This window comes from Dactylosporangium sp. CS-047395, assembly GCF_050942185.1.
GTDB lineage: Bacteria > Actinomycetota > Actinomycetes > Mycobacteriales > Micromonosporaceae > Dactylosporangium.
Map to the genome: position 1 here is coordinate 4,438,623 of NZ_CP192015.1, position 12,104 is coordinate 4,450,726.

Annotated in this window: 10 protein-coding genes and 2 pseudogenes; 5 read left to right on the forward strand and 7 right to left on the reverse strand. The window is 68.9% G+C overall.

Going from position 1 to position 12,104, the window contains the following annotated elements:
• The first annotated feature begins 423 nt into the window (after window positions 1-423).
• The 3 genes from ACQP00_RS20755 (at window position 424) to ACQP00_RS20765 (ending at window position 3,055) form a co-directional block, all read left to right on the forward strand.
• A complete protein-coding gene (locus tag ACQP00_RS20755; RefSeq protein ID WP_433223926.1) occupies window positions 424-1,272 on the forward strand; it encodes an SAM-dependent methyltransferase in 849 nt (282 codons plus the stop codon).
• A gap of 534 nt (window positions 1,273-1,806) precedes the next feature.
• Window positions 1,807-2,637, forward strand: a complete 831-nt coding sequence (locus tag ACQP00_RS20760) for a hypothetical protein (RefSeq protein WP_433221484.1) — start codon at window positions 1,807-1,809, stop codon at window positions 2,635-2,637.
• A 118-nt stretch (window positions 2,638-2,755) separates the two neighbouring features.
• The gene (locus ACQP00_RS20765; protein WP_433221486.1) at window positions 2,756-3,055 is read left to right on the forward strand and encodes a TIGR02391 family protein; all 300 of its coding nucleotides are present in this window, start codon (window positions 2,756-2,758) and stop codon (window positions 3,053-3,055) included.
• Here the strand turns inward: ACQP00_RS20765 and ACQP00_RS20770 are convergent.
• Window positions 3,007-3,663 (reverse strand): tyrosine-type recombinase/integrase, encoded by a 657-nt coding sequence (locus ACQP00_RS20770; protein ID WP_433221488.1) that lies wholly within the window; start codon window positions 3,661-3,663, stop codon window positions 3,007-3,009. The two genes, ACQP00_RS20765 and ACQP00_RS20770, sit on opposite strands and share 49 nt — an antisense overlap.
• Before the next feature lie 1,010 nt (window positions 3,664-4,673).
• Between ACQP00_RS20770 and ACQP00_RS20775 the strand changes: the two genes are divergently transcribed.
• Entirely contained in the window at window positions 4,674-5,264 is a 591-nt protein-coding gene (locus tag ACQP00_RS20775; RefSeq protein WP_433221490.1) for a hypothetical protein, read from the forward strand.
• A gap of 255 nt (window positions 5,265-5,519) precedes the next feature.
• Here ACQP00_RS20775 and ACQP00_RS20780 read toward each other — a convergent pair whose 3' ends face one another.
• Window positions 5,520-5,723: a hypothetical protein gene (locus tag ACQP00_RS20780; protein WP_433221492.1), complete on the reverse strand. Its 204-nt coding sequence runs from the start codon at window positions 5,721-5,723 to the stop codon at window positions 5,520-5,522.
• 84 nt (window positions 5,724-5,807) lie between these two features.
• Between ACQP00_RS20780 and ACQP00_RS20785 the strand changes: the two genes are divergently transcribed.
• Window positions 5,808-6,653: a hypothetical protein gene (locus tag ACQP00_RS20785; protein WP_433221494.1), complete on the forward strand. Its 846-nt coding sequence runs from the start codon at window positions 5,808-5,810 to the stop codon at window positions 6,651-6,653.
• Window positions 6,654-6,749: 96 nt separating this feature from the next.
• Here ACQP00_RS20785 and ACQP00_RS20790 read toward each other — a convergent pair.
• From ACQP00_RS20790 to ACQP00_RS20810, 5 genes and pseudogenes are all read right to left on the reverse strand, one after another.
• Window positions 6,750-7,294, reverse strand: a pseudogene (locus tag ACQP00_RS20790) (Mu transposase domain-containing protein); the annotation flags it as partial.
• A 144-nt stretch (window positions 7,295-7,438) separates the two neighbouring features.
• Window positions 7,439-8,128, reverse strand: a complete 690-nt coding sequence (locus tag ACQP00_RS20795; protein WP_433221496.1) for a GAF domain-containing protein — start codon at window positions 8,126-8,128, stop codon at window positions 7,439-7,441.
• An 11-nt stretch (window positions 8,129-8,139) separates the two neighbouring features.
• Window positions 8,140-8,556, reverse strand: a complete 417-nt coding sequence (locus ACQP00_RS20800; RefSeq protein WP_433221498.1) for a nitroreductase family protein — start codon at window positions 8,554-8,556, stop codon at window positions 8,140-8,142.
• Window positions 8,556-11,025, reverse strand: a pseudogene (locus ACQP00_RS20805) (phosphoketolase family protein). Before ACQP00_RS20805 ends, ACQP00_RS20800 begins: the two are co-directional and overlap by 1 nt.
• A gap of 65 nt (window positions 11,026-11,090) precedes the next feature.
• On the reverse strand, window positions 11,091-12,104 hold the full coding sequence (locus ACQP00_RS20810; RefSeq protein WP_433221500.1) for an Acg family FMN-binding oxidoreductase: 1,014 nt from the start codon (window positions 12,102-12,104) through the stop codon (window positions 11,091-11,093).

Consider the following 12,104-nt stretch of genomic DNA (forward strand, 5'->3'; position numbering starts at 1 on the left):
TGCGCGCTGACATGACCCGCCGCTCCCTCGAGGACGGCAGTCGATGCGGCATACCGCCGAGGACCGCGGTTGTGTCTCCAGCACGGTCAATCGGGTGCTGGCCGAGGAAGGTGTCCAGAAACGCGGCCGGGCCGGGACGATCGGCCGGCCACGCGCGAATCGGACACGGTCCCGCTCAACCGTAGCAACGCCGCCCCGGGCGGAACACGCCAGTGCGGCCCGCATCCGCCGGTCACAATCACGGCCCAGCGCGGCAGCGGGCCAGCTTGCGGTGACCTGCCGGGCGGCCCGGGTCGGCACCGCCACGACGAGTGCACGCCATGAGCGGCGCTTGCACCGCACACCGCTGCACCACGCCGTAGCACTGCTGGATGCGGTCGTCGTCCTCGCCGCCGCGCAGCTCACCTTGGGAGTTACTGCATGATGACGCACCGGCCATTCGACGATCCGTCCCGCGGGGCGCTGCCCGACCGTGACGTCCTGGCTCGGATCGACACGACCGCGGCGCACCCGGCCCGCCGCTACAACTACTGGCTCGGCGGAAAGGACAACTTCATCGCCGACCGGAAGTCCGGCGACCGGATTGCCGAACAGTTCCCAGCCGTCGTCGCGGCGGCCAGGGAGAACCGGGCGTTTCTTGGCCGGGCCGTACACTTTCTTGCCCAGCAGGGTATTCGGCAGTTCCTGGACATCGGCACCGGCATCCCGGCGCCCGACAACACGCACGAGGTCGCGCAGTCCGTCGCCGCGGACAGCCGCGTCGTGTACGTCGACAACGACCCGATCGTGCTCAGCCACGCCCGCGCCCTGCTCACCAGCAACCAAGAAGGCGCCGTCGCCTACCTCGACCGCGACCTGCGCGACCCGGCCGGCATCCTCGCCGACCTGATCGCCACCCTCGACCTGCGCCGACCGGTCGGGCTGCTCCTGGTCGCGGTCCTGCACTTCATCGCCGAAGACGAGCACCCGGCCCAGATCGTCGCCCAGTTCCTGGATGCCCTGGCCCCGGGGAGCTACCTCGTCCTGAGCCACGGCACCGACGACTACCTCAGTCCGCAGCAACGCGCCGCCGTGCCCAAGCTCAACGCCGCCGAAGCGGCAGCCCGGTTCTACCTGCGCAGCAGCAACCAACTCGCCGATTGGCTCACCGGCCTCGACCTCGTCGACCCGGGCCTGGTCTCCATCCTCGACTGGCGCCCGACTGGCCCGCCCAACACCACCACCACCGCCGCGGACATCGGCATCTACGGCGTCGTGGCCCGCAAGACGTAATGCGCTCCGTACCGCCCCTGCGACGCTCTGACCACCCGATGCCGTCACGCCTGGGTCCAGCAACCGCTCATCGCACCACGGAAGAACCCGATGATTCTCGCACCACCGCCACGACGACGGCTGACACTGGCGGCGGCCGCGCCCGCGGCGGGCCGCCACGCTCGGCGCTGTCGTCAGGCTGGCCCTGCGTCCGCCATCGTCGGCGGCCAGCCAGCCATCCGTCTCCGACGGGGTCACTACCGTCCAGATGTCTTCCCCGGGCTGGGGACCGGCCTGTGTGACGGCACGCCGATCCGCCCGGAGTAGGTGCTATCGCCGCCCACTGCGTCCACGACCAGCGGATGGCGCCGACGCCCGCCCCCGCGCCAGGCGCGAGTGGCACCGCCCGCATCGGTTCCAACGACCGCACCGCCGGCGGTGTCGTCACCCGATAAGCCGGTCCACCTCCACCCCACCTTTGAGGGACACATGACAACTTCCACTCCAGTCACCCGGCGCAGGCCGTTCCTGATCGCCGGTGCGGCGGCGCTGGTCGTGCTCGCGCTGCTCGTCGGCACGGCGGTGATGGCGTGCTCCGGTGACGGTTTCCCGGCGACGGCTGAGACGGCCACCAGCCTCAGGACCGCCCCGGGCGGTGCGCCGTCGTCGGCTGCAACGTCGGTCGATCCTGCAGCAATGCTGGAGCGGTTCGCGGCGCAGGCAGCAGATGGGCCGGCCGACCCGCCGAAGGCGCGATACGAATACATCGAAGTGCGCGTCTGGGAGTCGCACCCGGCCAAGCCGTCGACAGCGCCCGGTACCGGACCCGCCCGGCACATCCGCTACTGGACGACCAGCCAGGGGAGCAGCCGCTCCGTCATCGTCGACGAAGCCCGCGGCTGTCTACCGGAACACGACGAGACCGACAGCGACCTCGGACCGTTCGACGGGCCGTTGTCCAGCCACCCCGACGCCCTGCGCCGGCAGATCCTGCACGAGCCTTTGCCTCCAGGGGCCGTCGCCGACGGTTTCGGCGAGATCGCGGAGTTCTACAGTCAGCGGTTCGCGCCGCTCGCCACCCGTCAGGGAATTCTGCGCATGCTCGCGCAGATGCCCGGCATCGCCGTGCAACCCGACGCGACCGATCCGACTGGTCGGCCGGGCTTCGCGGTCACCTGGACCTACCGGCCGCCGATGCCGTTCACCGTCGCCAAGACCCTCACCTTCGCCGCCTCCGGACAACTGCTGAGCAGCCACAGCCGTGCCCACCGCCGCGCGGACGCCACCACGGCACCGGATCCGATGGACGAGTACGAGATCGTAATGGTACTTCTCACCAGCACCTACACCCCCACCACCGCTACCCCCGCGGTCACCTGCCAGTGACCGCCCGTCCCGCGGCGGTCCGCTGACGGGTTTCACTCCGGTCGGCGCCGCGAAATGTCGCGACTGCAGCAGGGCCGATCGGGTGGCTCTGGCAGGCTCGCCGTGGCCCGCTCCATCCGTGTATGACACGCACACGGCGGCAGAACGTCGACAGCTCCCGTTCGCCACTGTTCACGGGCCGTTCCGGGTCCGCGAGCTCGCCGGCGCCGGCGACTCCGACATCGGCGTCAAGCTGATGCGCCAGGCGTTCGCCGGTGGCGGCCCGTTGGCCGATCCGGCGCTGGACGGCGGTGAACGCGACGCGGTGTCCGCGCTGTTCGCCGGTGCGCTCGGCGTCTTCACGAACCCCAGCTCACACCGGCAGGTCACCTACGCCGACCCGACGGTGCGTTGGAACTCCAGCAGTACGGAGGTGTAGGTGTCGGAGGTGAGCGCGGCGTTGGCTTGGCCGAGGGTTTCCTGGACTTCCTTGATGTCGGCGCCGCCGGCGCGCAGGTAGGTGGCGGCGCAGTGGCGCAGGTCGTGCAGCCGGACCGGGGGCAGGCTGCTGGCGTCGACGAGGGCGTCGAAGCGTTTACTGACGGTGTCCGGGTGCCAGGGCTGGCCGTCGGGGCGGACGAAGAACCGGACGGTGTCGGGCCAGTCGTCGCCGCACGCCTGCTGCCAGCCGTCGCGGCGCGTGACGTATTCGCGCAGAGTGCTGACGGTGGAGGGACCGAGCGGCATGCTGCGTTCCCCGGCGTCGCTCTTGACGTCCTTGACGACCGGCTTGTAGCCGACCGCGGTGATCTGCTCGGCGACGGTGAGGTGGGCGTCGTCGAGGTCGACGTCGAAGTCGCGCAGCCCGATCGCCTCACCGCGGCGCAGGCCGCGGTGCAGGATGAGCACGAACATCGCGTAGAGCACGATGTCGTGGGCTTCGGCGTAGTCGAGGAAGTCGCCGGCCTGGGCCGGGGTCCACACCATGACCGGGCTCGGGCGTTCGCCGGTGCGTCGCCAGTGCGCGACGGCCTTCGACGTCCACACCTTCGGTGCCTCGATTCCGGCGCCACCCCGGCGCCGACCTCCGGGCTGTTCATCTATGACTGCAATGGCAACCTCAGTCAGAAGTGGAGCGGCCGGACGCCGGACCGGGCCGCACAGCGCAGCAGCCCGCGGGTGGACCTGGTCATCAGCGGCAACGCCACCATCGGGCCGGCGAGATCGCCGTGCTGGCCGGCTACGTCCTCAACACCACCGGCGACACCGCCAGCACCGGCCGCACAACCTGCAGGCCCTCGTCGACCTCGGCCGCCGCCACACCGCCCTCGCCGAGACTGGCCAGCGCCACGAGCCTGTCCAGGCCCGGGTCATCCGTCCCTCAGCCATCCTTCGCTCCTGCCACCGGATTCCGCACGCCGGCCTGCCGCTGTCCCGCCAGGCCGGCCAGCGCATCGGACTGGCTCGAGACCTGACGGCCACGCACTCGCCCGGACTGAGCAGGCTCAGACGCACCGCCAAGCCGGCGCCCCGACCTCCGCTCACGACCACGCACCACTGCAGACCCGGGCGGGGACACCGTGAACGCGCCGGCCCGGCCCGTCGAGGTCACCCGCATCCCGCCACCGCCGTGGACGGCGACCTGGTCGCCTGCGACGACGAGCAGGCCCTCACTACCGCCGTCGAGCTGCTGCCGAGCACCGGCAACGTCGGACTCACCCGCCCGATCAAGGTCCGGACCAGCCGCACCATTGGCATCACCGAGCTGACCAACGGTTGCCAGCACTGCGACGCGCTACAGGGCAACTTCTTCATCTACTCCAAGGAGCTGATGGAGGTCCCGTCCGCCAACGGCCTGGACGGCCTCGACCACCAGGTATGCCGTCGCGGATGGGACGAGCGGTGGTGCCTCACTCTGATGGCCACGAGTATGTGGTCAACGGTGTTATCCGGTCTGCACGACGTCGTCGGCCCAGCAACCGGCGGCCTGATCGCGCTGGGCGGCGTCTTGTTCTCGAACCGCCACCAGGAACGACGGCTGGAGCGGGAGCGGGCGTTTGGCGCAGGACGCGATGCTCCGCGAGCTCACCCAGGAACTCTTCACAGCGGTGAACAGCCTGCGCGTGGCGTTGTGGATGGCGTGGGGGCAGCCGAAAGTGACGTGGCTGTGGCTGGAGATGGCGGCGCTGGAGTATTTGGCGGCCCAAAGCCGCGGCGGCCTCTACGCGGGTCTCGCCGAGGGTATGCGAGTGTTGCTGAAGGCGGGCGAGCAAGACAAGAACGCCGCGTTGGCGGTCTCGACGCCCGTGGAACGGATCCTCGCGGCCACGGCCCGGGCAGCGCTGATTCCCGACAGCGCGGTCCGTCAGGCCGCGCTGGAGCTCGGCACGGCGACCACAGTGATCATAAAAGCGTACAAACAGGCCAACCCGTGGCGGCGGGCCAAGCAGGCAGCCCAGGCCCGCACCGACGCAGTCCACGCGCTGTACGCAGCCTTGGGGCGGCTGCTGGATGCCATCAATGCGCAGATCTACCCAGTCCCGCAGCCGCGCCGCTGGTGGCGCCTACGTCGCCGCGCGGTAGCCATGAACCGGCCATCCGCACTCGGGACCGCGGTCCCAGCGCTACCCGCCAGCGACGACGGGTAAGCAGCACCGTTAGGGCGGCGCTGCCGGCCCTGGCGGCAGGCCAGTATCGAGCAGCCTGGACGAGGCCGGGCGGGCGGTGCAGCGCCGCAGCCCACAGCTACTCGACCGTCACCGCGGCGGCCGCGGTCAACGCCGCGGTGGCGCGCTCGCCACTGCCGTGTCGGCGTGCCGGCAAGAATCGGCCAGCGCGAAGGCGAACGAGTGCCGGAGGTCACGGGTCGGGGCGGGCTGATGTGTCGGCCCGGATCGGCGCCGTCACCGGCTTGGTGCAGCGCTCACGGAGACCATGCCGGACGTCCTCGCCACACTGCCCCGCGCCACGCGTCCGATCCGGCCGCTGACCTGCAGCGACACCGGGGCGTCGGCTAACTGGCTGAAGCTGCCGGGCACACCGTTGATCATGCGGTTGGATTTCGAGTCGTGGTGCGCATTGTTCACATGTCCGATAAACAATAACATTCGCATAAATCATACTAGAGTCCTCGACCCCGCCCCATCAGGGCAGCGCTCCGCGAGAACGGGGGAAGGACGTACAGTAAAGTCGTGAGATTTGCCTTCGACGATCCCTGCGGCAACCTTGGCATCGGCCCGACAGTGCCAAATTGGAGCTTTTCGGGCTCCTCGCCGGATGTGGCTCAGATGATGGGCGTCCTTGCCGCCGTCGCATTCGGCGGCGTGTTGCTCATCGCTCAGAGCCCACAACCAGCTGATGGCCACAGTGCGTTAGCGTACCGCGATCGAGCGTTGAATTCGCTTCTTTTGGCCTTCTTCACACTCATGATTACCGCGCTTCTTTATTCGATCATTGATGGCGTGCTCCTGTGTTCGAGGCTAGCGATTCAGGGACTGCTTGCCGGCATCGCGTTCGCGGTTTCAGCGATGATAACCTTTCTCTCGCTCTCATGGCTTGCCGCCGTCCACTTTCACGGTGTCTCACTCAAGCTCGTTAAGCTTATCGCCTTCACCGTCGTACTTATTTCGGCAGCCTTTATTGCTGAGACCATCGCCGTCTCGGTCCAGATATTGCACCCGCAGCTTCCCGCAGAGACCGGCTTTCTATACTGGGGGATTATCCCGTGCGCCTTAATCGTCTACCTCGGCGCAAGTTATCCGGGACCGCAAAGCATTCCGCTCGCTATGCGATATGCAGTAATGGCATGCGTGGTTGTTCTTTGCGTATTTCATATTGCAAGCATCGCGGCAATCGACAGCGGCACTGCGGAGGCTCTTCCGGACGGCAGTGCAATTGATCAACCCGAGGCTGACGGGGAGATCTCCGGAGATGCATCACCCAGAACGGTCGACACCATGAAAACCGATCATGAAGACTCGGATCCAACTTTTGTTAGGTCTTTCGTCTTCGAAATTCGGTTGGGCCGACGACGGTAATGATGCGAACCACCAGCGAGACAGAGTGATCAAACCCGCTCGGCAATTGGGACCGAGCAACAGCCCGGTTGGCCAGCAGGTGCGCGCTCATCGCGTCTTCCGGCGGACCCGGCGGACGCCGGTCGCGCCGGCCTCGCTCAGCCAGGCAGCGGCGCTCCGGGCCGAGCGCCAGGAACGCCGCTTCGTCCGCGGTGTGCGCTCGAGGCGGACGTTCGTCGGTGTCGTGCCGACGGGTCTGCGGTGGGTAGTGCTCGTCGATAAGCGACGGGTTGCCGGGCTGGGCCCGCGGATGCCGGGCGACCACGATCGGGCCGTCGTCGGCGACGGCGGTGACGATCAGTTCGTCGCCGTGGAACCGGGCCGAGACCCGGGTGTCGGCCAGATCGTGCGGGACGGAGTAGCGGACGACGGAGATGGTGCAGTCCCAGCTGACCCCGGCGGGTGGTGCCGAACGCGACGGTGAACGGCTGGGCCGGCAGCCGGTGCAGCCGGGCCTGCTCCTCCAGCAACGCGTCAACCGGGCGGCGACGAGTCTCGCGGTGGATCCGCTGATTGATCTGCTCGGTGAAGTCGCGGCAGGCCGTCTCGAGCTCGGCGAACGAGCGGTAGGCGCCATCAGCGGGGCGCTCTTTGGCCGCCAGTGGGGGAGTATTCCGTGGACGCGGACAAGACCGCTGTCATTCAAGGTGTCCGGTCCGAGGGGAAGCTTCAGTACCGCCGTTCGGTGTTGCTTCGACGATGACCACGGCGCTGACCATGTCAAAACCTCGCATTGCCTTGGTGTTTTACCAGCTCGCCCGTTGGGGCGTCAGGTGTAACAGGGCGGCTGCGTCGCGGGCCAGACTCGCCAAGACGTAGAGGTCGATGCTGGTGAACGCATCGGTTCGCTGGTCTAGTACACAGAGCGTGCCGGCCTGCCGTCCGATCGGGTCGAGCACCGGCACGGCTGCGTAGGAGCGCAGCTGCGAGCCAGCGAGAATCAGCGGCGAGGGCGGCGATGCACTTTCGGCCAGGTCAGCGATGACGGTGCCGGCCCTGCCCCTGGTGGTGCCGTGGTAGGGCAGGTCCCCAGCTGGTCTCCCGGCCCAGCCTTGGGCAACGTCGCCGTTCCCGTGGGCAGCGAGTCGAATTGATGCACAGCCCACGACGATATCGATCGCAGCTACTGCCGCCTCAAGCAGGACGGCGGTGTGTTGCGTGAGGTCGTTCAGGGCGGTGTGGTCGAGTTCATGAAACCGGGATAGGACCCCACAGGCGGGCGCACGGTGCCAGGAGCTGGTCATCACGGCAATGCTCTTCCGGCCGAACGATAGCGACACCTCACGATAGGGCCTGCCTGGGCCGGCCGTGGGTAAGGCTGCGGTTGCGTCCTGGGTGCGCATCGGCGAGGTCCACGCAGAGCGCGGCTGCGCCGTGATCCGTCGCCTCACGGTGGCGACGACCCGCTCGGCCCGGTCGAGGTGTTCCTGCGTCACGGGTGTGTACATCACATCTCGCGGGACGTCGGGTACGATCGGCCGCCCGCCTCTTGGAAGGCGTCGGGCAGGCCGGTGTCGGGTCGGTCGCCGCCGACCCACACGGCGGTTTCCGCCCGCATCTTGCCGTCGTGTTGTTCGGCGTCGCCAGCGTGTTCGATCATGACGGCGAGTTTGAGGACCTGGTCGCGGTTGAGGATGTGCAGCCGTGCGCCAGGCCGATGAGGGCGTGGTGCAGGGCGGTGCCGCAGCTGAGCAGCATGGCGCCCGTCGGGGTTCTGTTCGTGCAGCTGCCGTTCGATGACCGTGAACAGTTCGAGTCGGTCACCGCGGACGACCCACCGCCAGGGCTGCATGTTGTGGACGGATGGCGCGTACCGGGCGGTGTCAGCCGCCCAGTACAGCGCCTCACCGGGGGTGCCGGTCATCAGCGGACTGCCCAGTCGCCGAGGGTCCAGTCGCGGACCTCGGGCATGTCCTCGAGCTGTTCCACGACATAGGCGTCGTGTTCGGCGAGTTTCTGCTCGCACCACGCCTTCAGGTCCGCAGCGCCCTGCGGGAGCCGCTTGGCGTTGTTGATGGCGTCCATGACGAGGTGGTAGCGCGATGCCCGGTTGCGGACGGTCATGTCGAACGGGGTGGTGGTGCCCTCCTCGATGAAGCCGCGGACCCGGAACCGGTCGGCGTCAGGCCGGCCGTGGACGAGCTGGTGGATGGCGCCGGGGTAGCCGTGGAAGGCGAAGACGACGTCGACGGTGTCGGTGAACAGCTCGGTGAACTGGGTGCCGCTCATGCCGTGCGGGTGGTCTTTGGGGCGGGGCAGGGTCATGAGGTCCACGACGTTGACGACCCGGACCCGGAACTTCGGCAGCCGTTCCTTGAGGATCTGGGCGGCGGCGACGGTTTCCATGGTGACGACGTCACCGGCGCAGGCCAGGACGATGTCGGGGTCGGTGGTGCCGTCGTCAGTGCCGGCCCAGTACCAGATCCCGGCGCCGCGGGCGCAGTGCTCGACGGTGGCGTCCATGTCGAGCCACTGCAGCTGGGGCTGTTTGTCGATGACGATGAGGTTGATGTAGGACCGGGACCGCAGGCAGTGATCGGCGACGGACAGCAGTGTGTTGGCGTCCGGCGGCAGGTAGACGCGGGCGACGTCGCCGCGCTGGGTGAGCACGACCTGGATCAGGCCGGGCCCCTGGTGGGAGAAGCCGTTGTGGGCGTTGCGCCACGCGGTCGAGGTGAGCAGCACGTTCAGCGACGGCACCTTCGCCCGCCAGTCCAGGCGCTGCGCCTCCTGCAGCCACTTGCCGTGCTGAACGGTCTGCGACGCCGACACCATCGCGAACGCCTCGTAGGTGGCGAACATGCCGTGCCGTCCGGTGAGGGTGTAGCCCTCCAGCCAGCCGTGGCAGTTGTGCTCCGACAGGACCTCCATGACCCGTCCGTCGTGGCTGATCGCGACGTCGGCGTCGGTGACCCGCTCCATGAACGCGCGGTCGGACACCTCGAAGACGGCGCCGAGCCGGTTGCTGTTGGTCTCGTCGGGGCAGAACAGCCGGAATCGGTCCGGGTTGGCGCGGTAGATGTCGCGGAGCATTTCGCCGGGCCGGCGGGTCGACTCGGCGTGCTCGGCGCCCGGGGTCTTGACGTCGATGGCGTAGGTGCGGAAGTCGGGGATGTCGAGGTCGCGGGTGAGCAGCCCGCCGTTGGCGTGTGGGCTGGCGGTCATCCGCAGGGCGCCGTCGGGTGCCAGACCGCGGATCAGGTCGACCGGCGCGCCGTCGGCGTCGAAGAGTTCGTCCGGGCGGTACGAGCGCAGCCACTGCTCCAGCAGCGCCAGGTGTTCTGGGTTGTCCTTGACGCCGGCAAGCGGTACCTGGTGTGAGCGCCACGTGCCGGTGACCTTGATGCCGTCGACCTCGTCCGGTCCGGTCCAGCCTTTCGGGGACCGCAGGATGATCATCGGCCAGCGGGGCCGGGTGCCGTCCCAGTCGCCGCCGCGGGCGGCCTGCTGGACGGCGCGGATCTTCGCCCAGGCCTCGGCGAGGGTGGCGGCGAAGCGGTGGTGCATGCCGGGCAGGTCGTCGCCGCCGACCTCGAGCACCTCATAGCCGTGGCCTTCGAGGAGCGAACGGACCTCGGCCGGGTCTTTACGGCCCAGGACCGTCGGCCCGGCGATCTTCGCGTCGTTGAGGTGCAGGATCGGCAGGACGGCGCCGTCACGGGCCGGGTTGAGGAACGAGATGCCTTCCAGGACCCCTCCAGGGGCCCGGTCTCGGCCTCGCCGTCACCGACGACCGCGATCGTGAGCAGGTCAGGGTTGTCCATCACGGACCCGAACGCGTGGACGAGGACGTAACCGAGCTCGCCGCCCTCATGAATGGAGCCGGGCGTGGTGACGGAGACGTGGCTGGGGATGCCGCCGGGGCTGGAGAACTGCCGGAACAGCCGCAGCAGGCCGTTCTCGTCCTGGGACACCGCCGGGTAGATGTCGGTGTAGGGGCCTTCCAGGTAGCCGGCCGCGACCAGGGCGGGGCTGCCGTGGCCGGGTCCGGCGAGGTAGATCGCTTCCTGGCCGGTGAGCCGGATCAGCGGGGACACGTGCGCGTAGATCAGCGACAGGCCGGGGCTGGTGCCCCAGTGGCCGAGCAGCCGGGCTTGATGTCACCCGGCTCGAGCGGGCGCCGCAGCAACGGATTGCCCTGCAGGTAGATCTGCCCGATGGTGAGATAATTGTTCGCTCGCCACCAGGCGTCCAGTTGGGCGACGTCGTCGTCGCTGGGGTGGCCGAGCGTGCGGGTCAGATGCTCGTCGATGGTGCGGTCCGCGACAGTAGTTACCGGACGTCCTCTTTGCGATATGCGTGTTCTGGCTGTGGTCGCGACGTCAGCAGTCATCCCGGGCATACCAGTCCGAAATTACGCCGCCGCCAGGTGCCGTGCAGCCCGGACGGATGAGAAGATCACAGCTGCCCGGGCAGCCCGATCGTGTCGGTGCCGGATCGCCGGATGGACGCTGGTACCGGTGCTGCGTCGTCGACGGGGAACCCGATCCGCATCGCGATGGCCGGGTGGGCGACGCCGCCGAGCAGGCGGCGCAGCGCGATCCGCACGGGTTGCACCTCGACGACCTCGCTGATCGGGGAGGCGACCAGACCGTGGGCGGTGAGTGTGAGCCAGACATCGGACAGCGCCTGACCCGCGGCGATCCAGTCGGCGGGTTCGTCGGTGTCGACGGTGAAGATGACGTAGACGGTGCCGTGGTCGGTGCCGGTGCCGGCTTCCAACGCGGCCGGCCGGGCGAGGCTGAAGTCCCGCGGCGCGATGGTGCGGTGGGTGGGTGCCACGGTGCTGCGCGGCGACACGCCGTCGCGGTCGTCCCGGCTGCGGGTCGTCCACGTCACCAGGTCGTCGCGGAACCGGGTGTCGCCGTGTTCCACGTCGCCGGCGTGCGCGACCGCGGCGGTGAACGCGGTCAGCTGATCGGGGCGGACGACGTGGAGGTGAACGCGGTGGCGTTCGGCGGCAGTGCGCAGGGTGTCGAGGACCGCGTCGCCCGGCCGGCTGTCGCTGAACGGGCGGCGGTCGGTGCGCCGCTGGTAGATGGCCCGATACAGCACGTCGTCCGCCGCGCACGGCATGCCCTGCCGGATCCACGCGACGAGATCCGGGCGCTGCGGGTCAGGCAGGCGGGTGACGTCGGCGGCGAAGCCGGCGGCGAGCAGGGCGACCGTGGCATGGTGCAGGGCGGTGCCGCAGGACAGCAGCAGCAGCCGGCCGTCCGGATCGAGGCCGTCCAACTGCCGGGACCGGTCGGCCCACAGCTCCGCGTGGTTGCCGGACAACCGCCACCGCCACGGCTGCGTGTTGAGGATCGACGGAGCGCGCAGCGCGGCGAGCGACGCCTCAACGACCTGGTCGATCTCGGCTCGCGGACTCTGGGACATGGCGACCTCCTCCAGCAGCAGTGGCTCCAC

What these genes read in the sequence shown, in the direction of transcription:
- ACQP00_RS20755 (WP_433223926.1), top strand. Translation starts at nt 424, where the DNA reads ATGACGCACCGGCCATTCGACGATCCGTCCCGCGGGGCGCTGCCCGAC.
- ACQP00_RS20780 (WP_433221492.1), bottom strand. Translation starts at nt 5,723, where the DNA reads ATGTTATTGTTTATCGGACATGTGAACAATGCGCACCACGACTCGAAA.
- ACQP00_RS20800 (WP_433221498.1), bottom strand. Translation starts at nt 8,556, where the DNA reads ATGACCGGCACCCCCGGTGAGGCGCTGTACTGGGCGGCTGACACCGCC.